This is a genomic window from Paraburkholderia phenazinium (assembly GCF_900100735.1).
GTDB lineage: Bacteria > Pseudomonadota > Gammaproteobacteria > Burkholderiales > Burkholderiaceae > Paraburkholderia > Paraburkholderia phenazinia.
In genome coordinates this window covers 42,383-68,687 of record NZ_FNCJ01000011.1, presented here as the reverse complement: position 1 = coordinate 68,687, position 26,305 = coordinate 42,383, and the positions used below count along the sequence as shown (strand labels likewise).

Below are 26,305 nucleotides of genomic sequence, written 5' to 3'. Positions count from 1 at the left end.
TTTCCTCTACGGGTGGCGAGCGCTATCGGCTCCGCCACCTTGGGTTGCGGGACCGTCAGAACTTGAAGTTGGTCGACCAGTACGTCTCGATTTGCTTGACGAGCGGCTCCGGCAACGGAACGTAGTCAAGAGACTGTGCCTGCTGCTGGCCCTTCTCGAGCGCCCAGCGGAAGAAGTCGATGGTCGCCTTCGACTGCGCGGCGTTCTTCGGCTGCTTGTACATCACGATGAATGTCGTTGCGGTGACCGGATAGGCATCCGGCCCTGCGGCGTCGGTCATCACCAGGTCGAAGTCCTGCGCCTTGGACCAGTCGGCGGTCGCCGCCGCTGCCTGAAAAGATTTCGCATTCGGCTCAACGAAGTTGCCCGCCCTGTTCTGCACGGAGCCGTACGTCATCTTGTTCTGCAGCACGTAGGCGTACTCGACGTAGCCGATGGAATTCTTCAGGCGGTTCACGTAGGCTGCGACGCCTTCGTTACCTTTGCCGCCGACACCTGTGGGCCACGCGACTGACGTACCTTCACCGACCTTGCTCTTCCAGTCCGGGCTGACCTTCGAGAGGTAGTTGACCCAGTTGAACGTCGTACCCGAACCATCGGACCGGTGCACCACCGTTATGATTGCGTCCGGGAGCTTCAGCCCCGGGTTTACCTGCGCGATGGCGGGGTCACTCCACTTCCTGATTTTGCCCAGGTAGATGTCCGCGAGAATGGGCCCAGTGAAGCGAAGCTTGCCCGGCGTAACGCCTTCGATATTCACCACTGGAACGACGCCGCCGATGACAGAAGGAAACTGCCCCATTTCCTTGGCCTTCAGGTCTTCGATTGACATCGGCATGTCCGTTGCGCCGAAGTCGACCGTCGCAGCCTTGATTTGCGCGATACCGCCGCCTGAACCAATGGACTGGTAATTGACCTTGGTACCCGAAGTCTGGTTGTAGTCCGAAGACCACTTCGAGAGAATGGGGTACACGAAAGTGGAACCCGCGCCGGTGATTTCCACTGCCTGGGCGGCGACCGCGAAGGTTGCCGCCACCAGAGCACCCGCCAGACGTTGCACGAACCGCTTGTTCATCTTGGTCATCCTCGTAGGTAAGCATCATTTCCATAAAACTAGATACGTTACGACTGTCGGGATGCTAAGTATAGTTCGTGACATTCAGGTGACAAGGGTGCACGTTTGTGAAATTTATGTGACGAACGAATTGCCGCGCGGCTACTGAGGCATCATGCGACCGAGGCAACTTGCCGTACAGTGACATTTCCATTATATTGGAGATGTAGATATAACACGCCACTGCCTGAAACAGGCTGGAGAACCTCGTGACCGAACATCGCAAATACAACGTCCTGTTCCTCTGTACGCACAATTCCGCGCGCTCTATCCTTGCAGAAGCAGCGCTCAATCAGCTCGCTGGCGACCGCTTCGTCGGCCATAGCGCAGGCAGCCACCCAGGCACGGCTCCTAATCCTTTTGCACTGGACCTCCTGCGTTCGCAGGGAATTCCGGCGGAAGGGTTACGCAGCAAGAGCTGGGACGAATTTGCGGAAGATGGCGCACCGAAGATGGATTTCATCTTTACGGTGTGTGACGACGCAGCGGGCGAAGTCTGCCCGATTTGGCCTGGTCACCCGGCAAAAGCACACTGGGGCGTACCTGACCCGTCGAAGGCAGAAGGCTCGGACGATGACAGGCGCAAGGCGTTCCTGCATGCGTATGTGCAGATGAAGAAACGCATCGAGCTCTTCACGAACCTGCCGTTCGAGAAACTCGACCGTATGGCGGTCCAGCATGAAATGCAGAGCATCGGCACTTCGTTGCGTGAGAAGGGAGAGTAAGCATGGCGGGCAGTCAGACAGTCGCGAAAGCCGCGCGGCGCGAACCCGGTAGCATTGGCTTCTTCGAACGGTATCTGTCGGTCTGGGTCGCGCTGTGCATCGTGGCTGGTATTGTTCTTGGCAAGCTACTGCCCGGCGCGGTACACATCGTATCGACGCTTGAGGTCGCGCACGTCAACCTGCCGGTGGGCGTGCTCATCTGGGTCATGATTATCCCGATGCTGTTGCGCATCGACTTCGCATCGCTCGGCAAGGTGCGCAGCCAGGTAAAGGGCATCGGCGTGACGCTTGTCATCAACTGGGCGGTCAAGCCGTTCACCATGGCTTTTCTGGCATGGGTCTTCGTGCGGCATGCCTTTGCGTCGCTGCTGCCGGCCGACCAGTTGGACAGCTATGTTGCGGGCCTCATCCTGCTCGCTGCTGCGCCTTGCACAGCGATGGTCTTCGTGTGGAGTCAGCTGACGAAAGGTGACCCGTACTTCACGCTGTCGCAGGTCGCGCTGAATGACCTGATTATGGTTTTCGCGTTTGCCCCGGTCGTGGGTTTGCTGCTTGGTATCTCGAACATCACCGTGCCTTGGGATACGCTGCTGACGTCAGTGTTACTCTATATCGTCATCCCGGTCATCATCGCCCAGGTCCTTCGCAGGATTCTTTTGCGCAAGGGCGAGCAGCATTTCCAGCGCGCGCTGGCGAAAATTGGTCCGTTCTCCATCTCAGCACTTCTGTTGACGTTGGTGCTTCTGTTCGCATTCCAGGGCGAGCAAATCATCGCGCAGCCGCTGGTCATTTTGCTGTTGGCGGTGCCCATCCTGATTCAGGTGGTTATCAACGCCTCGCTCGCGTACCTGGCGAATCGCCAACTCGGCGTTCCGCATGACGTTGCTGCACCATCGTGCCTTATCGGAGCGTCCAACTTCTTCGAACTGGCCGTGGCGACGGCGATTAGTCTGTTCGGCCTGAAGTCCGGCGCAGCTCTGGCAACGGTGGTCGGCGTGCTCATCGAGGTGCCGGTCATGCTGGTCGTCGTCAAGGTGGTCAATTCGTCCCGACGCTGGTATCAACGCGAGTCTTGACGGAGGTCAGCCGACAGCCATCGCCCTGGAGCGCGGCTTTGTCGGCGACCCAAAGTCCCAAGCTAAAGGTACGCCGTCAGGTTGAGCGCGTACATCGACATCCCGACGAGAACTGTGCCTAGAATTATCAATGCCGGGTCTACCTTGAATCGAACCATCAATGGAAGAGTAATCAGCGCCGCGATTGCACTGACCGGACCCGTTACCGCGCTTTTCGCGAATGGATAGACGGTTGCAAGGAGCAGAGCCGCGCTCGCAATGACGATGCATTGAAGCGCGGAGTGCACCCGAGGGTGTCGCAAATATCGTCGAAACAGCAGGAGCAAGGGAAGGATGGCCAGTGCAGGCGCAGTCATCGCCGCCCATCCAGCGACCGCCCCTGGAGTACCTGCAGCCTGATATCCGACCGCAACCACGTACAGTCCCACTGGGCCCGGTGTGCTTCGCGTCACCACAACGGCCTCGTTGAGCTGCTCGTCCGTCAATACATGGCGATGCACGACCAGTTCATCGCGAACGACTGAAATCGACGCTAGCCCTGCGAAGCTCGTTACTGTGGCCTTGAGCAGGACGAGAAAAAGTATGAAAGCGTTCATGTCTTTCTCGGAAAGAGGAAACCCACGGCGCCCGCTGCGAGCAGGACATAAAACGGCGGAATTGCCGCCTGGGCAACGAGCGCAGCTGCTGCAACAGCGAGGACTCGCCATTGCGTCGCTCGACTGACGTTCGGTTTCACAATGGTCCAGCAGGTCACGGCCGTCACGCCGACTGCAGTTGCCATTGCTCCTCTCAGTCCGGCCGTGAAAAGGGCATTGCGCGCGAGTACGTCAATGGTTGCCATCACGGTAGCCGTAATGACCGCGCATGGGATAGAGGCTGCCAACAGGGTAATGACAGCCCCCCACCAGCCTCTCAGAAGCCAACCAATGCCGCAGCAAAACGCCAGCAGGTTTGTTCCGGGTGTCAGACGTGCAATCGCGAATACGTGGGAAAAATCCTCTTCTGGCAGCCATCTGTTCCGGTCAACAATTGCTCTGCGAATTGTTGCCACAGTGGCGCTGCCGCCACCAAAGGTCAGATTCGCATAGAGGACAAACGTCAGGCCCAGGCGAAGCAGACTTACGCGGACATTGCTCATTCAATTGGCTCCTCGCCAGATTGCCAGTCCGCCGACATGGCGTGGGTGGTTTGCTCCCGGAAAACGCGCCCGGCGTTACCAATTCGTACGGTAACTGGACTTTCTTCACTCACGCCGGCACGCCGGAGACTTCGCTCGCTGATTGTCAGCGACAGTGCTGCCCACCACGTTGTGCTGGTGCGGCAGCTGTCTCGGCAATCCTCCAGCCACGATAACGTCCGCGAAGCCGGGACAAACGCGCACAGGCACCTTTCGCCCCTCATGAAAGTACGCTGGTTCAGCGACTTTCAGCAGAATCAGGCGTCCGCCCGAACAAGAGCAACGCGATGGTCAAAACGCAGAAACCTGCTCCCGCATAGAACGTGGCGGCTGCACCCAGGCGGTCCCACAGGGAGCCCGCGATAACGCTGGACACAAGCGTAACGACTCCGCTGAGCAGATTGAAGAAGCCAAACGCGGTGCCGCGCAGTTGCGCAGGCGCGGTGTGAGCGACCATCGTGGCCAGCAGCCCCTGCGTCATCCCCATATGCAGCCCCCACAACGCCACACCCACGAGGACAACGCTCCAGTGCGTGCCTTGCGCGAGCACCACATCCGATGCAATCAATATGACGAGGCCCGCGACTAGCAATCTTGTGTGGCTCATCGTGTCGGCGAATTTCCCGAACGGATAGGCCGACAGCGCATACACGACGTTCATCGCGACCATCACGAGCGGGACCAGCGCAATCGGCACTCCACTTCCCATGGCCCGCAACACGAGAAATGCCTCACTGAACCGCGCCAGCGCAAATACCCCCCCCACCACAACCACCCACCGGTAGCTCGTGCTGAGTTGCCTGATGCTGTCCCAGCGAATCGGATTAACCCGCTTTGCGCCCGGCTCCCGCGCAGGCTCATCGATGCCAAACGTCAGCAGGGCGACCGCGAGCAGGCCAGGAATGACAGCAAGCCAGAAGGCGAGGCGGAAATTATCGGCCCACATCAGCATGATGACAACGGCCAGCAGCGGCCCGAGGAATGCGCCGATGGTGTCCAGTGACTGGCGAAGCCCGAATGCAGCGCCTCGCAGATGTGGCGGCGTGACATCAGCTACAAGCGCATCGCGCGGCGCGCCTCTGATACCTTTGCCCACCCGGTCCATGATGCGCGCGGTTACCACGATACCTATGCTCGGCGCCATAGCAAAAAACGGTTTGCTTAGCGCGCCCAGTCCGTACCCTGCAACGGCAAGCCATTTGCGATTTCCCAGATAGTCGCTGAGCGTTCCGGAAAACACCTTCACGATAGGAGCTATCGCCTCGGCAATACCTTCGATGACACCAATCGTGGTCGCGCTGGCTCCGAGAGCGGCCATAAGGAACATGGGCAACAGGCTATGGACGATTTCGGATGAAATATCCATGAACAGACTGACACAGCCGAGCACCCACACGCTGCTGGGAATTTGCCGTAGAACACTGACTCGCTGTCCAGTCTGCATGGAATCCAAACTCCTCAGGCCGCCGCATGCGACGGCTGCACCTCGACGGTGACATGAGACAGCCCCTTGAAGCGCTCGAGCACCGCGTGATAAAAGCGCGAGTCTCGTTGTGACTCAGTCGTCGCGACCGACACCACCGCGCTCATGTGACCAGGACCCACCCGCCATACATGCAGGTCGACGACCCTGTCGCCACCGTCCTCGATAGCGTGCCGCACGTTCTCCGCCATGCGCCGGTCGGGACTCATGTCGAGCAGGATTGCACCGGTGTCGCGCACCAACCCGTACGACCAGTTTGCAATCACCAGCGCTCCGATGATACCCGCCAACGGGTCCATCCAGAGCCAGCCAAACGTGCGCGCCAGCACCAGGCCGATAATGGCCAGCACAGAGACGGCCGCATCAGCCATCACGTGGATGTAGGCCGACCGGATGTTGTGGTCCCGGGTAGCCGCATCATGAGCGTCGTGGCCGTGCTCGTGCTCTTCGAATACGACCTCGTGCTCGCCGTCCACCATCCGCACGATGGCCCTGAAGGCGTGTGGTTCAGGAATGTCTTCCTTCGATTCCAGATAGCCACCACGGTCCGCGAAAGCGAATACCTGTTGCGTCCCGTCAGGCCGTACCGTCCTCACGGACACCGCCGACGAGTCCAGTCGCGAGTTCGCCGTTGCTGGCGTAATCCGGAACACGGGCGGCACACCATCCTCGAAGATGGAGACGGCAAACACGCCGGACGGCGCAAAAATCTTCTGCACCTCGTCTTCGTGAGCGGGGTCGCCATGACCATGCCCGTGGCTATGTCCGTGATGGTCGCCGCTCAGCAGCCACATGCTTGCCAGGTTGACCAGCAAGCCGACCACCGCGATGGGAATCGCTTCGCCGAAATGAATCGGTACGGGTGACAGAAATCGCGCCACTGCTTCGTAGCCAATCAGCACGGCAATCATCGCCAACACTATGGCACTCGTGAACCCTGCAAGGTCGCCCAGTTTGCCAGTACCGAACACGAAGCGGGAGTCGGTGGCGTGCTTGCGCGCGTATGTGTACGCGAGCGCTGCAATCAGCATCGCACCGGCATGTGTGGACATGTGCAGCCCGTCGGCAACGAGCGCGAGCGACCCGAACATGCTGCCGCCGACGATTTCAATCAGCATCATTGCGCTGCACAGCGCAATGACCGCCCATGTCCTGCGCTCATTCTGCTCGTGGGCCGCACCCAGAAAGATGTGGTCGTGTCCTGCGCCGAACGCGGCGTCCCTGAAATCACTCATGTTCTGCTCTACTTGAAATAGCTGTGAACGACTTCGATGAGCTGGTCTGTTGCGCTGCCGCCGGGCTCTTCGTGAGTGTCGGCATCGACGAGGTGATTCCTGATGTGGTCCTCCAGGACGACGGCCAGCAAGCCATTCATCGCTCCGCGGCAACTCGTAATGCGCTGCAGAACGTCCGAACAACCGTGCTCTTCCTCGAGTGCGCGCTCAATGGCTTCCACCTGCCCTTTAATACGGCGCACGCGGTTGAGAAGCTTCTGCTTTTCCTGAATAGTGTGGCCCAATGCTCCTCCCTCATACACCGATGGGGTATATTGTCCGTGGAGCATAGCATAGGGGGGTGGGGTATCTGGGAGCGGCGCGTGCGGGTAAGCTCTGGATGAGTAAGTGCGTACGTTTTCGTCACGGAGGGCCTGCGCGACACACCGGCGGCTCACCGCTTCGATTTAACCAGTCGACGGCTCCTGCCCGGCAATCCTGTGACGCCGCATCCGCTCCCATAAGCTCTTGCGCGAAATGCCCAACACTGCAGCCGTCTCAGCAATCCGCCCGTGGTGCTGAACTAGCGCATTGTTGATATAGAGCGTCTCACATCGGTCCATATAGGCGGACAGCGTGGGAGCGTCTGTTTGCTCCTCGTCGCCGTAAGCGGCATGGTCGCTGAATACATCAGCGGGCATCAGAACACTTCTGCCCGACAGCAGACACGCGCGCTCGAGGCGGTTGCGTAGCTCCCGCACGTTACCCGGCCAGTTGAACGCGACGAGCGCGGCCTCTGCGGCAGGATGAAGTTCTTTTGCAGGCTCACCGTTAGTCTCGGCATACGCCGATAAAAACCGGCGCGCAATCCATAGGACATCGTCGCTTCGTTCACGCAGAGGTGGCACACGCAACGTGACGACGTTCAGGCGATAGAACAGGTCTTCCCGGAATCGTCCTCCTTCGACCAGCTGCTGCAGGTCTCTGTGAGTCGCGCACACCAGACGGAAATTGCATTGCACATCGCGCTCGGCGCCTACCCTGCGAACGCGCTTCTCCTGAAGGACGCGCAACAACTTCACCTGCATCGCCAATGGCAATTCACCAATCTCGTCGAGAAACAATGTGCCGCTATGAGCAAGTTCAAAAAACCCTTTTTTCTGACGGTCCGCGCCGGTGAAAGCCCCGCGTTCGTAGCCGAAGAATTCGGCCTCCATCAGCGTGTCAGGGACTGCACCACAGTTCACGGCGATGAATGGCTCGTCCTGACCAGATGTTGCGACATCGTGGATATGCCTGGCGAGCACCTCCTTGCCTGAACCCGATTCGCCGTTGATGAGAATGGACGATGCCCGTTTCGCGATTTTGGGTACCACATCCGCGAGCTTCCTCATCGCAGTGGACACGCCAAGTGGCCCGTGTGCCGGCATCGCTTCTTCGGGAATGTTTGATGCCGATAACGCCTGAATCTTCTGGACCAGCTCAGCAATATCGAACGGTTTCGTAACGTAGTCCGCCACACCCGCCTTGAGCATCGACACCGCTTTGTCAATCGATGCGTATGCCGTCACGAGCATAAACGGCGGCACCTTCGTCATGGTCGAGGTCAGTCGCGTGTACAGTTCATCGCCAGAGAAGTCGGGCAGGCGCACATCACTGACGACGACCGCATAGCTTTTTCGCGGAATCGCGTCAAACGCTGCTGCCGCTCCTGTGTGCCAGTCGACTCCGAACCCCTCTAGCCGGAAGCGCTCCACCATGGACTCACCCATGATTGGGTCGTCTTCAACCAGACATATCAATGATTCACTCATGGCAGGTCTCCATATTTCTAATTGGTAGCGCGACTTCAAAGGTCGTCTCGCCGGGCACACTGCTTACCGATATCGTGCCGCCGAGCTGGGTCGCAATCTGGTAGCTCACCCACAAACCCAGCCCGTAGCTTCGCAGGCCATGCGCTTTCTGGTTTGGCCAGTACGGCTCAAATAGCTGGTCGACCACCTCGGTTGGTATGTGTTCACCCGAGTTCCACACCGTCACCCGCAGCTCCGACGCATCCATCGTGGCACGGCATCTGACGCTGCCGCCAGATTCGGCCGCCTTGATGGCATTGAGCAAGAGGTTCAGCACGAGCTGGCGAACCAGATGTGAAGGAATAGGAACGGCTTCTGTTGGCATCGACCATTCGAGAGCGACCTGCTTGGAAGCCAGCTGCGGCTGAATCAGGATGTTCAGGTCGTCCCAGTCCGCTGCACGCATCGCCGGCGAATCGAGTCGGGCCTCAAAGAGCAACGCGCCTACTGTGGCTCGAATCTGGGCAAGCCCGCGCTTGAGCAGAGCAAGCGTGCGAGTGGTCAGTCCGTCCGGACTACCGTGGGTGACGAGGGTGTCGACGGCGTTAATCATTCCGCCGAGCGGGTTGTTGATTTCGTGGACGATGCCGGCTGCCACGCGGCCGACCGCCGCAAGTCGCTCCGACACGACCATGTCGCGCTCCAGTTGCTGCTTCTCGGCCAGCTCGTCGAGCATCTCGCGAAAGCTCGTGGAGAGGCGTCCAATTTCGTCACGCCCGCTTGCCGACACTTCCTGCTTCAGCGTGTCGGGGTCATCCCTATGCACACGTGCCATCGCGTTGCTCAGCGTGTGCAAAGGCTTCGCCATCCTGTTGCCCCACCACCATCCGAGGGGAAGCAGTATTAGCAAGCTGCCGATGTTAAGCAACACCATTCGTCGCAACAACGTGTTCACGCTGTCGCGCAGCTTTTGTGTGTCGTACGTGATTGCGACATATCCCAGCGGACTGCCGTCTTCTGCTGTCACCGCCTGCGCCGCGACGATGTCGTCTGGTCCCAGAATGCTTGGAAAGCTGAAATAGAAGTTGTGTGGTCGGCTTTTCAAAGCGCTTATCGCGTGACTGATGGCATAGCCGTATCTCGATGCTGGAGACAGCGTTGCGTAGTACTTTGGGTCGGTCGCCGCATACACGCGCCCATTCGCGTCGAACACAATCAGCTCTTTTAGCGGATTGGCGGGTTCCTTTGCCGCAACCGGGGCACGCAGCACCTCGAATACACGAAACAGGTCGTCCCGGACGATTAGGTCCCGCACCGACAGCGCTGTCACGTTCGCAAGGTTATGGGCACCGCTCTCCACGTTGCGGCGTGCATCGGATAACGTGAACGAGATGAGCACCGCCGTCACCGCCAGTTCAGTCAGCAAGATGGCCAGCGTCAAGGCGACTGGAATCTTGTATCGGTAGCTGACGTTCTCCAGCATGTTCGTCTCACACCGGCATCGTGTCGGATAGTTTCACCAGGTTGCGAATATCGTCAAACAGCGCATCTGCGCCGATGACGAACCGGTCGAGGTTCAGGCGATTAAGCAAGTCGCGACCCACCGTGTCTTCCGTCATTCCGAGCAGCGCGGCTTGCAACTGCGCGAATGTGTCGACGCTGAGGCTTCGCCGTGCGACGATGGGTGGAAACCCGTAGAGCGGTGATTTCCAGGCGACACGCACCCCGGTCACGGCGTCAGGAACCTGCTTCGCAAGCGTGTCGAAAACGTAGCCATCAATTTCACCAGCGGCGGCGAGCCCGGATGCAACTGCCTCTACTACCTTGCGATGAGCGAAAGTGAAGAAGGTCTTGCTGAAGAAGCGTCGCGGGTCGATGCCGTGCCTGATGAGTTCGGTCCTTGGAACGAGGTAGCCTGAATTCGATTGCGGGTCGCTGTAGGCAAAGACACGATTGCCGAGCTCGACGATGTTCGTCGTAGACGTATCCGCAGCCGGAACGAGCAGATAGGAGCGGTATAACGGCTTTCCCTGGTATTGCGGCACTACAAGCAACTTCATCCGGTCTGCGTGCGTGACGTATGGGTAGCCGCACACCCAGGCGATGTCCAACTGGTCGGCTAGCAGCATCTCAGTGATTTCGCCGTAACTACCTCGCTGAACGAAATGTACCTCGGCGTCCAATTGCTCTTCCAGGCGAGCGCACCATTTGCCTAGCAGCCTGACCTGGTTGTCGAGGAAAACCGGGGTCGTCCCGAAAAGAACTTTTCGCGGCGATGCAGCATCGGCGGCACACGCCGGTCTCCTGGCTGTGACCAGCCCGGCGCCAACGGCGCAAAGTATCCTGCGTCGCCCGTTACTGAACGGTAACCCTGACATATCCCCGTCCTCTCCTGCCGTTACCGGTCTGAAACTAATTACGACGTCTCTAGGAACGTCGAATCGTCAGTTGCCGCTCCGCACGGCGTTCTGGTCGTTTTGGCATAGAGCTTGCCCTTGTCATCAAATAGTAACGGTTGCCCACACGGGTATCAAGGAGCAGGCATGTCCAAAGAAACACTTAGTCGGCGCACCTTCCTCAAGGTGAGCGGGACGAGCGTCGCAGCGACCGCGGCGGTGATAGTCAGGCCTGCCTGTGCCGCTGCAGCGCCTCCGGCCGCGGCCGCGACGCCGCAGACGAGCCATACGTTGCTGCCGTACCTCGCGAAGACTGTTGCCAGCGCTGGTCAGATGACACAGGGCACACCGCTGGTCTTCAGCTATCCGGACGCCGCGTCTCCTTGCGTCGCCGTGAAGCTGGGTGTCGCAGCGCCTGGTGGCGTTGGTCCCAATCAGGACATCGTCGCGTACAGCATGATGTGCACGCACATGGGGTGCCCTGTCGCCTTCGACTCTGGGACCAACACGTTCAAATGTGGTTGCCACTACAGCATGTTCGACGCGGAGAAGTCCGGCCAGATGATTGCCGGTCAGGCCACGGAGAACCTTCCGCGCGTGCGGCTCAGCTACGACGACAAGACTGGTCGGATATCAGCAACAGGCATCGACGGCATGTTGTACGGCCGCCAGGCCAACGTACTCTAATCAGGGGAACGACATGGACAATCAGAGCGACCGCATCACGTTGCCGCCGGTCGGCGCGCAGCGCACGAACATGACGTGCCACTTCTGCATCGTTGGTTGCGGCTACAACGTATTTAAATGGCCAGAAGACATGGAAGGCGGGCGGGCGCCATCGCAGAATGCACTCGGACTTGATTACACCAAACAGCTGCCCCCTCTGTCGGTGACGTTGACGCCGGCCATGACGAACGTCGTCCAGGACCGGGATGGAAGCCGGCACCGCATCATGATTGTTCCCGACCGGGAGTGTGTCGTGAACAGCGGGCTCAGTTCGACCCGCGGCGGCAAGATGGCGAGTTATATGTATAACGCCGATGGCCTCACGCGGGAGCGATTAAAGAACCCACGTCTTTATGCGGGCGACCAGTGGGTCGATACCGACTGGGACCATGCCATGGCGATTTACGCTGGGGTCCTGAAGCGGACCCTGGACAAGGATGGTCCTAGCGGCATAGTCTTCTCTGCGTTCGACCATGGCGGTGCTGGCGGTGGTTTTGAGAACACATGGGCAACAGGCAAGCTCATGTTCACTGCAATCCAGACGCCGATGGTGCGCATTCACAACAGACCCGCATACAACTCTGAATGTCATGCGACGCGCGAGATGGGCATCGGTGAACTGAACAACTCGTACGAAGATGCCGAGCTCGCCGACGTCATCATGGCCGTTGGTAACAATGCTTATGAGACGCAGACAAACTACTTCCTGAATCACTGGGTCCCGAACCTGCAGGGCGGCACTGCCGCCAAGAAAAAACAGCGGTTTCCCGGTGAAGCGACTCCCGCGACAAAGGTTATTTTCGTCGACCCCCGGCGCACTCCCACGATAGCAATCGCAGAGCAGGTCGCTGGCGCCGGAAACGTCCTGCATCTCGATATCCTGCCGGGCACCGACGTCGCTCTGTTCAACGGCCTCTTCACCTACGTCGTCGAACAGGGGTGGATTGACCGTGACTTCATCAACCAGCACACGAACGGGTTCGATGACGCCGTGAAGACCAACAGGATGTCGCTGGAAGATGCTAGCAAGGCAACAGGAGTTCCGGTCGAGAAGCTTCGTACAGCGGCAGAATGGGCCTATAAGCCAAAAGCGTCCGGGCAACTGCCGAGAACAATGCATGCCTACGAGAAGGGCATCATCTGGGGCAACGACAACTACCTTATCCAGTCGGCGCTCGTCGACCTCGTCCTTGCTACTCACAACGTTGGGCGTCGAGGCACGGGCGTCGTACGCATGGGTGGTCACCAGGAAGGCTATACGCGGCCACCGTACCCAGGAGACTCCAAAATCTATATTGACCAGCAACTCATCCACGACAAGGGTCGTGTGATGACCTGGTGGGCATGCAATAACTTCCAGACCAGCAACAACGCTGAGGCATTGCGCGAGGCGGTGCTGCGCCGGTCGCAAATCGTCAAGGTGGCGATGCAGAAAGCCAGAGGAGCAACCGACGCAGAGATGGTTGACGTCATCTTCGACGCGACGAGCAAAGGCGGATTGTTTGTCACGGCGGTCAACCTCTATCCGACAAAGCTCGCGGAAGCTGCCCACCTGTTGCTACCTGGCGCCCATCCAGGGGAGGTGAATCTGACCTCCATGAATGGCGAACGCCGGATGCGTCTGTCGCAGAAGTTCATGGACCCTCCCGGCAGCGCGATGGCCGATTCTCTCATTGTGGCGCGGGTAGCGAACACGTTGAAGGCGATGTATCAGGCCGAAGGCAATTCAGCGATGGTGGCCCGCTTTAGTGGCTTCGACTGGAAAACTGAGGAAGACGCATTCAACGACGGTTTCCGGCAGGTGGGGCAACCCGGTGTCGGAAAAATTGATAGTCAGGGCGGCCCGACCGGGAACCTCGTGACGTATGAGCGGTTGCGTGCGGCAGGAAACAACGGCGTGCAACTGCCCGCGCAGTCTTACACCGACGGGAAGCTGGTCGGCACCGAGATGCTTTACATCGATTCGAAGTTCGATACGCCGGACGGAAAGGCGCAGTTCAAGCCGGCACCATGGAATGGTTTGCCTAAAACCGTGGCCCAGCAAAAGGAGAAGTATCGCTTCTGGATTAACAACGGCCGGAACAATGAAGTCTGGCAGACCGCTTATCACGACCAGTACAACCAGTTCGTTCAGGCACGCTATCCGATGGCATACATCGAGATTAACCCGAACGATGCGAAGGAACTGAACATTTCGGCCGGCGACATCGTCGAGGTGTTCAACGACTTCGGCTCTACCTACGCGATGGCCTACCCAGCGAAGGAAATCAAGCCGAACCAGACGTTCATGATGTTCGGCTACGTCAACGGCATCCAGGGTGACGTGACCACCGACTGGACAGACCGCAACATCATTCCCTATTACAAAGGTACCTGGGCCAATCTCCGCCGAATTGGAGGCATGGAGGACTACAAGCGAACCGTGAGCTTCAAGAGCCGGCGCTTTGCCTGAATTTTTCCCGGCCGCGAGACATCCACTCGCGGCCTTTCTCACCGCACATAGGACCTTGAAGATGAATCGACTGCTTATCGCCTGCCTCACGATGTTCGCCACCAGCCATGCTTTCGCCGATGTAGATGCCGCAAAGGCACAGGAAATTGCCAGCAAGAATATGTGCTTCAGCTGTCACGCTGTCGACCACAAGGTAGTTGGCCCCGCATACCACGATGTCGGGGAAAAATACAAAGGAGATGCTGCAGCCATGGCCATGCTCATGAAGAAGGTCAAGGGCGGCGGGTCGGGCGTGTGGGGTGCCGTTGCGATGCCTCCGAATCCGGGCATCAGTGATGCCGACCTGAAGGTGGTACTGACGTGGGTGCTGGCCGGCGCCCCGAAGCAGTAATCCGGGAAGAACGCCATGTCACTGACAGCTCGACGGGTTATCGCCATTCACGTTGCGCCGCGACTGGCTGTCGCGACCCGGCGTGAGCCAACTGAAGGGAACACGTTCGACCTGCTGGGCCGGCCGCTCCGCGACCTTCGCGTCTCGCTAACCGACCGGTGCAACTTTCGCTGCACGTACTGCATGCCCAAGGATGTGTTCAACAAAGATTATCAGTACCTTGCCCGAGAACAGATTCTGTCGTTCGAAGAAATTGAGCGGCTGGCGCGCGAGGCGGTATCGCTCGGTGTTGAAAAGATACGTCTTACGGGTGGTGAGCCGCTGTTGCGCAAAGACATTGAGGTGCTCGTCAACCAACTGTCCCAGCTACGTACGCCGGATGGTGGCCCCGTGGATGTGACAATGACGACGAACGGCTCGTTGCTCGCCAGAAAGGCAGCCGCTCTGCGCGATGCCGGGATGACCCGCATCACTGTCAGCCTCGATGCGCTGGACCAGCATACTTTTAGTGCCATGAGCGGGAGCGATGCCAGTGTAGGTACAGTGCTTGACGGTATCGAAGCCGCGAGGCAACTCGGCTTCTCGCCGGTCAAGGTGAACACCGTCGTCAGACGGGGCGTCAACGAGGACCAGATTATCCCGATTGTCCGGCGGTTCAAGGGGACGGGAGTGACGCCGCGCTTTATCGAGTTCATGGATGTGGGAAGCACTAATCGCTGGGAACTACGCGAAGTCGTTCCTTCTGCAGAGCTTGTTCGGCGGATTGACTCGGTATTTCCCTTGACGCCGTCCGGCGCGCGCCCCGGACGTGCAACGTCGCGCACATTCGACTTTCTCGACGGGTCGGGTCGCGTTGGCTTCATCTCAAGTGTCACTGAACCGTTTTGCGCCGATTGCAGCCGGTTGAGGCTCACCGCTGACGGGAGGCTCTTCACGTGCCTTTTTGGCGCAGAAGGTGTGGATGTGCGCGCAGCGCTTCGCCACGGTGACGGTGACCTTGCCGGGATATTGCGCAGCGTCTGGTACGAAAGGTCTGAGCGCTATTCCGAACTGCGGGGCGAGTCTGGCGCGCCGGGGACGGCACAGCATGCCGAAATGTCATTGCTTGGCGGCTGAACGCGGCCCTATCGCACGCGCTTGCCGGTCTCGTCGACGACAACCTCACCGTCCTCTTTCACGAATGGCACTGTGCGGGCTTCGGGCAGGATGTCCAGAACTACTTCAGACGGTCGGCACAGCCGTACGCCGTGGTTGGTCACCACAAACGGGCGGTTGATGAGTATGGGGTGCTCGAGCATTTCGTCAATGAGCTCGTCATCGGTGATAAGTGCGTCATCCAGTCCCAACTCCGCATACGGAGTACCCTTCTGGCGTATGGCTTCCCGCACGCTCAACCCCGACCTCTGGATGAGGTCTATCAGTGTTTCGCGAGACGGAGGCGTTTTCAGATACTCGATAACGGCCGGTTCGATGCCGGCGTTGCGAATCATGGCGAGGGTGTTGCGCGAGGTTCCGCAGTCGGGGTTGTGGTAAATCGTGACGCTCATGGTGTCTGCTCCGCGAGGGAAGTTAGGTACTGGTTAATCTGTGCCGCGGTGGACCGGGCGCTACGCATCACGCCGATGAGGGTGGCAGATGCGAAGCCGCACCATTCGCCGTACCCCACAAGCCATAGTCGAGGCTCCGCGACCGAGCGACCCTCTACCACATCGACTCTGCCCGCGACGTTGACGACGTTCAAGGCCTGGAGATGTTCCAGTGCCGGCCGGAAGCCGGTGCACCAGATAACTGCGTCGACCCGCGAGCGGCTCCCATCCGCCCAGACAACGCCGTCATTAACGAAGTGCGTGAAAGGGCGAACCGACGTCAAAACGCCCCGCTCGCGTGCTTCGCGCACGGGCGGCACCATCACGACGTCGCCCAGACCGCCAGTCAGCGCGGGGTCCGGTCGGCCCTCGGAGCGGGCTTTCCACCGTTCGGTCGCACGTTCGAAGAGAACACGTCCGTCGACATCGTCCGGCAAGAACGTGGGCTCCTCCAACGTAACCCAGGTTGTGTGACAGACCTGCGACAGCTCGCCGAGTATCTGCGCACCTGAATTTCCTCCGCCTACAACCAGGACGTCCTTTCCGCGAAACCTCTCCGGGCTACGGTAGTGTGCCGAGTGGAGCTGCTCGCCTTCGAACCCGCCTTGTCCTGGGTAATCTGGAATGTAGGGGTGGCCCCAGGTGCCCGTGGCACTGACAACCGCTTTTGCGAGCCACGCGCCCTTGTCCGCCGATACGAGCAACCCGTCATCCCGACGCGACACGGACGTCACGTCCACCGGGCGTCGGACCGGAATTTCATAGCGCTTCTCATACTCGGTGAGATAGCGAATGACATGGTCTCGCGACGGGTATTGCTCGGAAGTGGGTGGCATCAACCAGCCTGGCAGCGAGCTCCACTGGGCGGGCGAAAAGAGGTGAAGCGAGTCCCAAGTATGCTGCCATGCTCCGCCAGGAGCCGGCTGGTCGTCGAGCACGACATAACCGATACCAGCACGGCGCAGGAACCAGGAAACGGCCAACGCGGATTGGCCGCCACCGATAACGGCGACGTCGATTGGGGTTGTCGCTGACGAATTACTGTTAGACATGGCGGATTGGGTGGCTGATACTTCGATAATACCGGATATGTTGTATTCAAATGTGAGTACGCGAGGTGTGCAGTGACTTCTGACCTGTCGAAGATTGCGAACGGCCTCGGGCCATCCGCCGCACGTTTGCAACTGCTCATTGAGCGTACGTTAGAACTTTACGGTGGCGTTGCCGACATGCCATTCACCGAGCAGCGCATGGCCCTCCGGGAACTCAATGGCTTGTTGGCGCGGATAACAGAAGCCGCACGTGACACGGCCGATGGGATTGAGGCACTGGCAGGTCGCAGCCCCTGAGCTTCCCGAGCCGCAGGAAGGGTCGATGTGTCCGATGCCGTGCAAGCACTGGCTACGCTCAGGCGTTGTTGTTGCCGAGCAGCCACATAACATGGGTTGGTTGGCGGCTTGTTGCTGGACGGTGTCCCGGATTAGAAGCGAGCATCACAAGCCCCGCCCCGTTTGCCCTTTAGCGCAATGACCTCGTAGATGTCTGGCGCCCAGAGGTAGTACCTGAGGGATTCAGTTTTGCCTTTCCGGTCTATGCAATATCCCTACAAAATTTAACCTTCAAGCGTGAAGCGCTGAACATTTCAAAGACGACCACCATCGAGGGTGTCACAGTCGTGCAGATACCAAAATTTCGGTGGCGGTACCGGGGTGTGGCATAAAATCATGCCACACCCGGCAGTGATTCAAGCCTGTTCAATCGGTCGCTTCGAACAACTCTCATCGGCAACTGCGATGCTAACTGACATTTTTGCGTATCGATATCTGAAATACCCGATTTGGTCGGCCTACTCGGAAGCAGAGAGGCGCCTTTTGAATCAAACAGTCAGTCTCGCGAAAGAGATTTACCCGGTCTTCAATCGCGACGGGAAGAAGGTCGAGGCAAACGAAGCGAAGTGGGAGCTCATTCATAATCGGCTCGCGCATGAGTATGGTGTCACTGAATTGGCGCAGCGCTACTACTCATTTGTGCAAAAGGGACCTATGGGGCAAGACTGGCCCACTTCTGGCTTTTTCACTTATGACCATGTCTGTGAGCAGTTCGTTATCTCTCAGCCGCCATCCAATCTAGCCAACGTCGACCGCTTCATCAAGGAGCGAATAAGCTTTATCGAGCTCGCTGTGCGCCTTCGCGAAGAGGAGGTCGCGGCAGCGAATGTTGAATTGCCGCGAGCTCTGCTAACAGCGAAAATTCGGTCGGCTGCAGGACGAGGAGGCATGAGGGTGCCGGGAAATCCTGAAGACAGCATGAAAGCTTTGAACGAATCGCTGAACGCTTCTTTCCGGTCGCAAGTTGACGAACTCAACGAACGATTCCGTCGAGCCGGGGCGTTCCTGACATACCACAACGGGTTCATTCAGGTAGCGACCGACGAAGTCATCGAAAGGGAAGTCGCCGCTCCATTCTGGCAACTCGTTGCCGACCCTACTTGGAAGAATGTCAGCATAGACATGGCGGAAGCTCTCGACCGACGTGACTCCAACGACAAGGACCCAGCCATATTTGCCTCGAAGGCGCTCGAGAGTGCCATCAAAATTGTGTCCGATTTGAAGGGTTGGACGCGCGGCAACGAAAGCGGTGCCTCTGCGTACATTGACAATCTTGTCAGCAAAAGCAACGGCTCGTTCCTCGCCATCTGGGAGGGAGAGCTGCTGCGAGACTATTTTCGGAAAGTGAGAAACTCGCTCGGACACGGGCCCGGTTCAGAGCCTATGCCGGGCCTGACGCAAGTCCAAACGGACTGGGCTATTGAGACCGCGATGTCTTGGGTTAAAACGCTTGTTCGTAGGCTGTGAGCCCAACTTTCGAACCACCCGGCTCTGAGGATACGATTGCTTCCACATGAGCGGCTAGCATGACTGCGCCCCGCCGGTTGGCCGGTTGGAGAAGGACCCGCCGGCCAGAACTCGGAAATTGACGGACACCGGCGCTCAATAGAACCCGGATTGAGTGTCTGGTAATCTGTCATCCTGACAATCCGACATTTCCGACGAGCAGCACGACATGCATCGTAGCGATTTTAAAAAGGCGACTGTGGAAGACCTCGCCAGAAGAGTGGCGCACAAGTGTTCAAATCCAGGCTGCAGCGTCATTACGGTAGGTCCACAGACCGGCGAACGGGGGACCGCGATTACAGGTGTCGCGGTGCACATTGCTGCCGCTTCGGCCGGAGGCCCACGTTATGACGCGGGGATGTCGATAGAAGAAAGAGCCGCGAGTAACAACGGTATTTGGCTGTGTGGAAATTGTGCGTTGTTGATTGACCGAGATGTCGCCGCATATCCTGTCGACAAGCTTGTCGATTGGAAACGCAGTGCGGAGGCTCGCGCGCTGGTGGCAATAAACAAGCCCCACTTCACAGGTGCCGAGAGTACGGTCAACGCTGTTCCGACGGGGGCGCAATCTGCCGAAGATGCGCTGGCGCGAACGGAAACCCGCAGCGGCCAACGAGATACAAACATTCAGGTCGACGCCCGGACGCTGATAAGCACTCAGGTGATGCTTCAAGAGCAACGCCGCCCCGCAAAGTTGGTCGGTGAAGGGTTCAGCAATGAGGCTCAAAAGCAGACCACGCTGAGCAAGTACTTGGAGCTCGAGACATGGACGCCGTTACTGGCATCGCTGCTCGTGTGCGGTATTCAACCGCAACTAGACTGCGTTGAAATGCCTGACGGCGCGATGGGTCTCGATAATCAGTTTATTGATGGCTCGTGGGACCGCTTTCACGAGGTACGTCGAGTTTTGACAATTTGGAACAGCCGCGAGAAGCGACCTGAAAAGGTCCGCCCCCGAGACTTTGTCGCTTGGTGCCAAACAAAGAGAATCAACACTGACTGGCTCAGCGAGATTGAAGTCAGTCCGCGGGTATACGAGCGAAACGCGTTGACCGAAAAGCACATTATCGAAATTGCAAGTGGCAGCGAGTTTGTGCTGGCAGCGAACATCCCAAGCTGGGTAGCCGAACGACTAGAACCGATAAAGCAAGCCCCAGCAGCAACGGGTAGCGTCGCGTAGAATCTCGGCACTCCGGTGGCAACTGCGGTTTAAGGCTGCCATTGCATGGGCTCTCAATGGCGGTTGCCTCCATAGGCTACCTCATACAACCGGACATTCAGAAATCATCGGGAAGCGAAGTACTTGATGGCTTATCTTCGAAGCCGAACAGAATACGGAGCAACTGACGCTCGCGCGTGTCGGCGGAGCCAACGTCTATCGACAATATTACCTGTCTGCACGGGCGCTGCTAGGTTTTTGGATGCCGCGCAGGTGACTTGGCTGCAGCGGAGCTCGTTCGGACGGACCCAATTCAGCTCGTTGGAAATCAGCAGGAGTAACAGACAACGCAGGACGTTTTCTTGCGCGAGCGGCGCATGGCATAGTGCGGTTATTTACAACAGTAGGAGCTACCGCAGTGGCAACACTCGAACAAATCCAGGCAAAACTGAAGAAGCTGCAAGCACAAGCCGAGGCTAACTACGACGACCAGCGCGCACGAGCTGGACTGGAAGCGCTGGCCACCTTGTCCGAAAAAACGCAGGTCGTGTTTCTCAGCCACCACGACCACCTAACGTCCATTGTCCGAGAAGTCTTTGGAAATGCCGTGAATGTGGTCCATCTCGATTCGCAATAGCGGAAGCCGTCGGCTCAAGCTGCGGGGAATGCGGCTCGCCCAAGCGCGGGCACCAGGCGACAGTTACGATGACCCAAATCTTGCCGACATTGATTCGAATAGCTGCAGTTGCGAACGTGCGATGTGAACAGCCGGCAGTGTCGGCAACGTTCGCGGCAACCGCGTGTAAGGCGCTCGTGGTAAAGGGTGTATGTGATTTTGGCGATGCCGGCAAGGAAGATTCTGTTCAGCGAGTTGCGGCGCTGCGGAGCGCAATGGTACTACGTGCGGTGCTAGAGGAGCACGTGGCGAGTTTCGGATAACAACCTCTCTCGCGTCTATACCCGAACACGGCCTGAAGGGATGCTCTTGCCGCGCGCACCTATCTGGCCTCGCCGCGCGACTCAGCCACATAGTGAATAAGCAAATTCCGTGACGACGGCGGCCGCTCGGGCGCTTGGGGGCGCCGCTTTCCGCATTCCTGTCGACCAGGACGGCTGTTCTTCTTGACTTGCGTTGGTCCCTGAAGACTTTTTCAGTTTCGGCGACAATGCTGGTTGTCGCCGCGCAGGCGGGAAGGTCGTTCAGGAGCAAAGCCAGGTGAGCAGTAAGGTCGAAATTCACGTCGTAGACTCAATCTCGGAGGTCCCCGCAGACCAGTGGAACGTGCTCGCCGACGGGAATCCGTTCGCGCAGCACGAATTCCTGTCAGCAATGCACGATACCGAATGCGCGTCAGCGGCCACCGGCTGGCGCCCATACTACCTCCTCATGCGACGGGGGCATGAGCTGGCTGGCGCCATGCCGCTATATCTGAAGTCGCATTCCCGCGGCGAATATGTCTTCGACCATGCGTGGGCAGACGCCTTCCAGCGTCATGGCCTGCGGTACTACCCGAAGCTGCTCTCCGCGGTGCCATTCTCGCCCGTGACGGGGCCGCGGCTACTTGCTGCGAGCCATGCTGACCGTGTGATGCTGGCACGGGGTGCGGTTGAACTGGCCAAGCAGCTCAACGTCTCCTCAATCCATGTTCTGTTTCCCCACGAGGCGGACCTTCAGGCTCTGACCGACGCTGGTTACATGCTCAGGGAAGGAGTCCAGTTCCACTGGGAGAATTTTGGCTACGAGAGTTTCGACGAGTTCCTGTCGAAGATGAGTCATGACAAGCGGAAGAAGGTGAAGCAAGACCGCCGTCGAGTGGCCGACGCCGGTGTCACTTTTCGATGGCTGCATGGGGCCGATGTCAATGCCGACGCCCTTGACTTTTTCTACGAGTGTTACGAGAACACTTACCGCGAGCACTGGAATCCTCCGTATCTGTCCCGGGAGTTTTTCGACCAGATTCACGCGACGATGCCCGACGCAATCATGCTCGTTATCGCAGAGGTTGGCGGGAAGCGGCTCGCTTGTGCGTTGAACATCGTTGCCGGCAACACGATGTACGGCCGGTACTGGGGAACGAAGGAGTTCGTATCGGGACTGCATTTTGAGACTTGCTATATGCAGGGTATCGAATACTGCATCGTGAATAGGCTGGCGAGCTTCGAGGGCGGAGCGCAGGGTGTGCACAAGATGTCACGTGGATTGCTGCCTACGGCGACCTGGTCGGCGCACTGGATTGCAGATAGCAGGTTTGCGCATGCCATCAGTGAGTTTCTGGACCGAGAGACGGCGGCGATGGATGAGCACATTGACGAACTCGAAGCACATACACCGTTCAAGCGACGCTCGTAATGTTCCCAAGGATTTAGGCGCAACCGGAAGGCGGAACAAGCATCGCACGCACATAGAAAGCTTCCATAATTCGGATGGCGATTTGAAGCCAAGTCGTCTGATAGTTGATTTCCCAGACAACCCATCGATTTGAACAGATGCAGCGAATCCCACATGGAACATGCGGGACTTCGTCATCAGCAAAACTTTCTAATCATCGTCTAACTTGGACGCATCCCCTCGCGCGGATGTAAGCCGTCGCGTTATCAATGAGTACCTCGACCATGAGACCGAAGCGATGGATGCGCAGATTGGCGAGCTAGAGGTGCACACGCCATTCAAGCGTCCGAAGTCTCCCGAATAAGCTCTGTTGCTTGCTCGATAAGCTTTCGGTCGTACGCATTTCTCACATTCGATTTTCCGGAGATGAGCTGGCCAAGGAGTGCGCGGACAGCCGCATTCTCGCTACGGAGCTGTGCGATTTCGTCGTTCAGTTCCGCGGCCTGATTACGCAGCTGCTGTTCGACGCTCATTTTGCGAATTCTGGACAGAACGCGGTGATACGCATCTTGAGAAACTATCGACTCATGGCCAAGGTCGTCTGCCACCGCCATCGCGATGTCCTCATACGCTAGTGAAAGACCTTCGCGTATGCGGAACTCAATTTCTTCAGCCCAGCGTTGTTCGGCGAATTTCCGCCGGAACGAATGGGTTGCCGCCCCCGCCTTTCGGCCAATTGCGCGGAAAGCTTTCCCAAAGATTTTAGACACGGCGCCATGAGTAAGCGGCCAGCCGCGAGTGGCGTTCGATGTAGACAGGAAAATTCGATTCCGGTGAATCGACTTGTCCGTTTCGGAACACCCGGCCTTCGCAAGCAGCTGACGCCGTTCCGTGTTGATGTAGCGATTGATTGCGATTGCGAGGTTCAGCGACACGGGGAACGCACGGTTGTAGCCGAATTTTTGCTCTGGTGGCACGACGGAAATATGGGTGAGGCCCTCGTCGATGGCCTTTTCGATGACTGCGTCAGAGAACACGTACGTTGTAAGGCTGTTCGCGCTGGCCCTTCGGAATCCCGTCGCATCTATCACGCGCATCAACAAGTCGTTCCTCGACGCAGCATCTTCGTCGCAGTGCTCCCAGAAGTATTCCCTCAGCTCAGCAAAGTCGGTCTCGGTCGCCCAATATTGTCTATCGCTCGTCCGCGACGACGAGCCAACATCTTTGTACAGTTTGGGGAAACGTTCTTTGGCGGAGCGGAATGAACGATGTGTGGAACGGCGTAAGAGCGGAAGAGACGAACGGACTGGGAACCGTTCAGAAGGCCCTACCACCCCCTCAATCAGAAGCGCATCTTCCTGTGCCCACGTTAAAAATTCATAGATGACACGCAAGCGCTGATTTGTCGTCCGCTTCGCGCTCTCTTCGTTTTTTGACTTCGGCTTCTTCCGCGTCTCCTCCTTCAGCCAGTCGCGGAAGCTGACCAAGTGCTCATCGTTGAGCTCGTCCCACTTCAGCTCCCGATGGGTTGCGAGGAAGCGTGCAAGGGGAACGAGCGCGTACACCACATTCTCGATGCCCGAGTGGAAAGCCGAAGGGTCCGCTCTCGTGTCTCGCATTTCTCGCGCTTTTGCGAGAATGTATTCCAAGAACGGTTCAATGATGTTTCGACGGTGGTCCCGAATCACGGCAATCCGGTATTTTTCCGACCAAGCTATCCACATCACAGAAACCGGGTATAGATACTTGCTCATCGTCGACTCCAGTCGAGTAAGGGTACGTACGAGCTTTCGCGGACTTCCTTGGTTAGCGCATCTCGCAACGAGTGTGCTAGGTCAACGATGACGAGCTGTTCAACCGCGCGAGTCGCGCTTCGCCACAGCCAGGAGTTGTTGAGGTTCTGGCTTGGCGCAGCCGCAATGATGACCTTTCGCCACCGGGACATCGAAGCATGATGAACTTGAACTGCGTGGCCTAACATCATCGATAGGCAATCGCGAGCGCTTACCTCCAACCAGCCGGCGGTGTCGAATTCAATCTTGGCTACGGCCGTTGAATTGCGGCACTTCGTCTTTCCAGTGTTCGGGAAAATTTCGGTTACCAACCCTCGGCTTCCATGAAACAACCCCCGACTGAAGTCTCGCGACATATATATGACTTGGTCGCCGACCGTAGCCGTTTGTTTATTCTGCAGGGATATGGTTGCGTGGGGGCTACCTTGTGACACGGCATAGTCGACAACCTCCTGATGCAGAGCGTCATTTAGCAACGTAGCGAGTGCCCGAGTCGAGGCAATGATGATGCCCTCCGATGGGTTCTCTTCGAAGATGGCCCGATACTGGGCAAGCACGGTGGACGTCAACCTATGCGTTGAGTCAACGGGCATATATTGGGCCAGTTCCGCGATAGCATGCAACGCATTGGCCGACGGCAGTAGCGCGGGAAGGCTCGCCAGCGGCGTGGGAATAGATGACGACTTGAATCGCTTTGTAGTATCGATGCTCGGAATAGCATCGCTTTGCATAAGCCCGGGAAAGATGTGTCCCGGACCAAAGGCAGGGAGCATTCTCCGGTCACCAACTAGCACCAACTTTGCTGCATCGGCAGTATTTCGCAGGAGTTTTTTCGCAGTAAGCAGGTCGAGCATCGAAGCCTCCAGAACGACGACGACTTTGCCTGTGACGTCAGGAGGGGGCCCGCCGTCGGTAAATTCACGAAGCCGATGCGTACGCACTTCCCCAGAAGATGGGCAGGCAAACGCTAGGGTAGGCGAGATGATGAGAGTCTCACCATTTATTGCCGATACTATCTCATCGATTGCCGTCGCCGCCGCGCCAGGCATGTTGACTAGGACAATCGGATTCTCTTGGATAAACCTGCCAAGTCTATCGAAAAGACCCGGGACCACATCGAGCCGAGGGCGTTTCTTTAGGAGCCAAGTTGGGTTTGGTTCGGAAGCGAGCAATCGCTGAAGATGAGACTGAATCTGCGTCTCGACTTTTGCGAGCGTCGCTCCCTGAATGTACTGGGCCCGACCAGTCTTCACTATTCGCATGCGCTTCGCCTGGATGCACCTGGAGAATGCGGTCTTGACGTCTGTATCGCCTCCAATGCGCTCCGCAAAAAGCTCCTCGAACTCAGACATGAACAGGGCCGCTCTCCCTTGTGACGCTCCTTCATTAAATATGGAGGCGGCAAAGCCAAGGTAGCGTCGGTTATCGTCGTGAGCGCAATGAAACATGCTGGTGGCTACGGCGTCTACCTCGTGCCACGGCGCAACAGCAAGCAGCCGGTAAGGATTTTCACGAACGACATCGACAATGTCGTTGCCCCATAGCCGCGCTGCCATTGACGCCGTATCCTGACTCACGCCGTGGTCAAGCAGAAAGCGTTTTGCCACTATCGTGGCTGAATAGTCGGTCCACGCAGCGACAAGGTCATGTGCGACGCTAAACTCGGCTCCGCAGGCAATCAGCTTGTCGACATCAGCATTCTCGAGAGTTGACAGAAGTTGCGAGCCAAGCCGTGCCGAAAGCTGCCGCTTAATAGGGTTCGGAACATGGACGAAGGTGTGATTCCCGCTGAGGAGGGTGTCTAAGGATGCGGGGCTGGCCGGTTCTGGAAGGACCGCCGCCGCGACGAGCTGAAGACCATAGTGACCACGCTCAAACTCGCCCTGTACGGAGAGCCGGTCACCAATGTCAGGGGCGTCACGAATAACATCGTAGTCCGCCTTCACGCGCACGCTCCGCACACTATCGTCTGGAAGAAAGCGAAATACGACCCCGCC

At 58.1% G+C, this 26,305-nt stretch carries 24 protein-coding genes; 11 read left to right on the top strand and 13 right to left on the bottom strand.

Annotated elements, in window-relative coordinates; all coding sequences use genetic code 11:
• Positions 1-55: 55 nt before the first annotated feature.
• Entirely contained in the window at positions 56-1,075 is a 1,020-nt protein-coding gene (gene pstS / locus BLQ92_RS23110; protein ID WP_090687193.1) for a phosphate ABC transporter substrate-binding protein PstS, read from the bottom strand.
• Between the two features lie 248 nt (positions 1,076-1,323).
• Between pstS and BLQ92_RS23105 the strand changes: the two genes are divergently transcribed.
• Together BLQ92_RS23105 and arsB are read left to right on the top strand one after the other, a co-directional pair.
• Positions 1,324-1,839 (top strand): arsenate reductase ArsC, encoded by a 516-nt coding sequence (locus BLQ92_RS23105; protein WP_090686861.1) that lies wholly within the window; start codon positions 1,324-1,326, stop codon positions 1,837-1,839.
• A gap of 2 nt (positions 1,840-1,841) precedes the next feature.
• Entirely contained in the window at positions 1,842-2,915 is a 1,074-nt protein-coding gene (gene arsB, locus BLQ92_RS23100) for an ACR3 family arsenite efflux transporter (protein ID WP_090686860.1), read from the top strand.
• A 62-nt stretch (positions 2,916-2,977) separates the two neighbouring features.
• Here the strand turns inward: arsB and BLQ92_RS23095 are convergent, their stop codons facing one another.
• The 8 genes from BLQ92_RS23095 to BLQ92_RS23060 form a co-directional block, all read right to left on the bottom strand.
• The gene (locus BLQ92_RS23095) at positions 2,978-3,511 is read right to left on the bottom strand and encodes a chromate transporter (RefSeq protein ID WP_090686859.1); all 534 of its coding nucleotides are present in this window, start codon (positions 3,509-3,511) and stop codon (positions 2,978-2,980) included.
• Positions 3,508-4,053, bottom strand: a complete 546-nt coding sequence (locus tag BLQ92_RS23090; RefSeq protein ID WP_090686858.1) for a chromate transporter — start codon at positions 4,051-4,053, stop codon at positions 3,508-3,510. Before BLQ92_RS23090 ends, BLQ92_RS23095 begins: the two co-directional genes overlap by 4 nt.
• Positions 4,054-4,330: 277 nt before the next feature.
• Positions 4,331-5,536 (bottom strand): MFS transporter, encoded by a 1,206-nt coding sequence (locus tag BLQ92_RS23085; RefSeq protein ID WP_090686857.1) that lies wholly within the window; start codon positions 5,534-5,536, stop codon positions 4,331-4,333.
• Between the two features lie 14 nt (positions 5,537-5,550).
• Positions 5,551-6,810, bottom strand: a complete 1,260-nt coding sequence (dmeF, locus tag BLQ92_RS23080; RefSeq protein ID WP_090686856.1) for a CDF family Co(II)/Ni(II) efflux transporter DmeF — start codon at positions 6,808-6,810, stop codon at positions 5,551-5,553.
• An 8-nt stretch (positions 6,811-6,818) separates the two neighbouring features.
• Positions 6,819-7,094 carry a metal/formaldehyde-sensitive transcriptional repressor gene (locus BLQ92_RS23075; protein ID WP_090686855.1) on the bottom strand — a complete coding sequence of 92 codons (276 nt, stop codon included), beginning with the start codon at positions 7,092-7,094 and terminating at the stop codon, positions 6,819-6,821.
• 162 nt (positions 7,095-7,256) lie between these two features.
• Positions 7,257-8,603 (bottom strand): sigma-54-dependent transcriptional regulator, encoded by a 1,347-nt coding sequence (locus tag BLQ92_RS23070; protein ID WP_090686854.1) that lies wholly within the window; start codon positions 8,601-8,603, stop codon positions 7,257-7,259.
• Positions 8,596-10,065 carry a sensor histidine kinase gene (locus tag BLQ92_RS23065; protein WP_090686853.1) on the bottom strand — a complete coding sequence of 490 codons (1,470 nt, stop codon included), beginning with the start codon at positions 10,063-10,065 and terminating at the stop codon, positions 8,596-8,598. The genes BLQ92_RS23070 and BLQ92_RS23065 overlap by 8 nt, the downstream gene beginning before the upstream one ends.
• A gap of 7 nt (positions 10,066-10,072) precedes the next feature.
• Entirely contained in the window at positions 10,073-10,900 is an 828-nt protein-coding gene (locus tag BLQ92_RS23060) for a substrate-binding domain-containing protein (protein ID WP_342342409.1), read from the bottom strand.
• A gap of 225 nt (positions 10,901-11,125) precedes the next feature.
• Between BLQ92_RS23060 and BLQ92_RS23055 the strand changes: the two genes are divergently transcribed.
• The 4 genes from BLQ92_RS23055 (at position 11,126) to moaA (ending at position 15,663) form a co-directional block, all read left to right on the top strand.
• Positions 11,126-11,665, top strand: a complete 540-nt coding sequence (locus tag BLQ92_RS23055; RefSeq protein ID WP_090686851.1) for an arsenate reductase (azurin) small subunit — start codon at positions 11,126-11,128, stop codon at positions 11,663-11,665.
• Positions 11,666-11,678: 13 nt separating this feature from the next.
• Positions 11,679-14,156 (top strand): arsenate reductase (azurin) large subunit, encoded by a 2,478-nt coding sequence (locus BLQ92_RS23050; protein ID WP_090686850.1) that lies wholly within the window; start codon positions 11,679-11,681, stop codon positions 14,154-14,156.
• 61 nt (positions 14,157-14,217) lie between these two features.
• On the top strand, positions 14,218-14,547 hold the full coding sequence (locus tag BLQ92_RS23045) for a c-type cytochrome (protein ID WP_090686849.1): 330 nt from the start codon (positions 14,218-14,220) through the stop codon (positions 14,545-14,547).
• A 15-nt stretch (positions 14,548-14,562) separates the two neighbouring features.
• Positions 14,563-15,663, top strand: a complete 1,101-nt coding sequence (gene moaA, locus BLQ92_RS23040; RefSeq protein WP_090686848.1) for a GTP 3',8-cyclase MoaA — start codon at positions 14,563-14,565, stop codon at positions 15,661-15,663.
• 8 nt (positions 15,664-15,671) lie between these two features.
• Here moaA and arsC read toward each other — a convergent pair whose 3' ends face one another.
• Together arsC and BLQ92_RS23030 are read right to left on the bottom strand one after the other, a co-directional pair.
• Positions 15,672-16,094 carry an arsenate reductase (glutaredoxin) gene (arsC, locus tag BLQ92_RS23035; protein ID WP_090686847.1) on the bottom strand — a complete coding sequence of 141 codons (423 nt, stop codon included), beginning with the start codon at positions 16,092-16,094 and terminating at the stop codon, positions 15,672-15,674.
• Positions 16,091-17,185 carry an ArsO family NAD(P)H-dependent flavin-containing monooxygenase gene (locus BLQ92_RS23030; protein WP_090686846.1) on the bottom strand — a complete coding sequence of 365 codons (1,095 nt, stop codon included), beginning with the start codon at positions 17,183-17,185 and terminating at the stop codon, positions 16,091-16,093. Before BLQ92_RS23030 ends, arsC begins: the two co-directional genes overlap by 4 nt.
• Positions 17,186-17,257: 72 nt before the next feature.
• Between BLQ92_RS23030 and BLQ92_RS23025 the strand changes: the two genes are divergently transcribed.
• From BLQ92_RS23025 to BLQ92_RS23005, 5 genes are all read left to right on the top strand, one after another.
• Positions 17,258-17,482: a hypothetical protein gene (locus BLQ92_RS23025; protein WP_090686845.1), complete on the top strand. Its 225-nt coding sequence runs from the start codon at positions 17,258-17,260 to the stop codon at positions 17,480-17,482.
• A gap of 444 nt (positions 17,483-17,926) precedes the next feature.
• On the top strand, positions 17,927-18,988 hold the full coding sequence (locus tag BLQ92_RS23020) for an AbiJ-NTD4 domain-containing protein (protein ID WP_090686844.1): 1,062 nt from the start codon (positions 17,927-17,929) through the stop codon (positions 18,986-18,988).
• A gap of 208 nt (positions 18,989-19,196) precedes the next feature.
• On the top strand, positions 19,197-20,207 hold the full coding sequence (locus tag BLQ92_RS23015; RefSeq protein ID WP_143016656.1) for a hypothetical protein: 1,011 nt from the start codon (positions 19,197-19,199) through the stop codon (positions 20,205-20,207).
• A gap of 397 nt (positions 20,208-20,604) precedes the next feature.
• Positions 20,605-20,823 carry a hypothetical protein gene (locus tag BLQ92_RS23010; protein ID WP_090686842.1) on the top strand — a complete coding sequence of 73 codons (219 nt, stop codon included), beginning with the start codon at positions 20,605-20,607 and terminating at the stop codon, positions 20,821-20,823.
• A gap of 579 nt (positions 20,824-21,402) precedes the next feature.
• Complete coding sequence (locus tag BLQ92_RS23005) at positions 21,403-22,536, top strand: GNAT family N-acetyltransferase (protein WP_090686841.1); 1,134 nt, start codon at positions 21,403-21,405, stop codon at positions 22,534-22,536.
• 317 nt (positions 22,537-22,853) lie between these two features.
• Here the strand turns inward: BLQ92_RS23005 and BLQ92_RS23000 are convergent, their stop codons facing one another.
• Together BLQ92_RS23000 and BLQ92_RS22995 are read right to left on the bottom strand one after the other, a co-directional pair.
• On the bottom strand, positions 22,854-24,269 hold the full coding sequence (locus BLQ92_RS23000; RefSeq protein WP_090686840.1) for a site-specific integrase: 1,416 nt from the start codon (positions 24,267-24,269) through the stop codon (positions 22,854-22,856).
• Positions 24,266-26,254: an AAA family ATPase gene (locus BLQ92_RS22995; protein ID WP_090686839.1), complete on the bottom strand. Its 1,989-nt coding sequence runs from the start codon at positions 26,252-26,254 to the stop codon at positions 24,266-24,268. The genes BLQ92_RS23000 and BLQ92_RS22995 overlap by 4 nt, the downstream gene beginning before the upstream one ends.
• Between the last annotated feature and the right edge of the window lie 51 nt (positions 26,255-26,305).

Bases quoted from the DNA above. Each gene is read 5' to 3' on its own strand.
- BLQ92_RS23085 (WP_090686857.1), bottom strand. From the start codon at position 5,536: ATGCAGACTGGACAGCGAGTCAGTGTTCTACGGCAAATTCCCAGCAGC.
- BLQ92_RS23095 (WP_090686859.1), bottom strand. From the start codon at position 3,511: ATGAACGCTTTCATACTTTTTCTCGTCCTGCTCAAGGCCACAGTAACG.
- BLQ92_RS23015 (WP_143016656.1), top strand. From the start codon at position 19,197: ATGCATCGTAGCGATTTTAAAAAGGCGACTGTGGAAGACCTCGCCAGA.
- moaA (WP_090686848.1), top strand. From the start codon at position 14,563: ATGTCACTGACAGCTCGACGGGTTATCGCCATTCACGTTGCGCCGCGA.
- dmeF (WP_090686856.1), bottom strand. From the start codon at position 6,810: ATGAGTGATTTCAGGGACGCCGCGTTCGGCGCAGGACACGACCACATC.
- arsB (WP_090686860.1), top strand. From the start codon at position 1,842: ATGGCGGGCAGTCAGACAGTCGCGAAAGCCGCGCGGCGCGAACCCGGT.
- BLQ92_RS23090 (WP_090686858.1), bottom strand. From the start codon at position 4,053: ATGAGCAATGTCCGCGTAAGTCTGCTTCGCCTGGGCCTGACGTTTGTC.
- BLQ92_RS23020 (WP_090686844.1), top strand. From the start codon at position 17,927: ATGCTAACTGACATTTTTGCGTATCGATATCTGAAATACCCGATTTGG.
- BLQ92_RS23055 (WP_090686851.1), top strand. From the start codon at position 11,126: ATGTCCAAAGAAACACTTAGTCGGCGCACCTTCCTCAAGGTGAGCGGG.
- BLQ92_RS23050 (WP_090686850.1), top strand. From the start codon at position 11,679: ATGGACAATCAGAGCGACCGCATCACGTTGCCGCCGGTCGGCGCGCAG.
- BLQ92_RS23070 (WP_090686854.1), bottom strand. From the start codon at position 8,603: ATGAGTGAATCATTGATATGTCTGGTTGAAGACGACCCAATCATGGGT.
- arsC (WP_090686847.1), bottom strand. From the start codon at position 16,094: ATGAGCGTCACGATTTACCACAACCCCGACTGCGGAACCTCGCGCAAC.
- BLQ92_RS23065 (WP_090686853.1), bottom strand. From the start codon at position 10,065: ATGCTGGAGAACGTCAGCTACCGATACAAGATTCCAGTCGCCTTGACG.
- pstS (WP_090687193.1), bottom strand. From the start codon at position 1,075: ATGAACAAGCGGTTCGTGCAACGTCTGGCGGGTGCTCTGGTGGCGGCA.
- BLQ92_RS23000 (WP_090686840.1), bottom strand. From the start codon at position 24,269: ATGAGCAAGTATCTATACCCGGTTTCTGTGATGTGGATAGCTTGGTCG.
- BLQ92_RS23030 (WP_090686846.1), bottom strand. From the start codon at position 17,185: ATGTCTAACAGTAATTCGTCAGCGACAACCCCAATCGACGTCGCCGTT.
- BLQ92_RS23045 (WP_090686849.1), top strand. From the start codon at position 14,218: ATGAATCGACTGCTTATCGCCTGCCTCACGATGTTCGCCACCAGCCAT.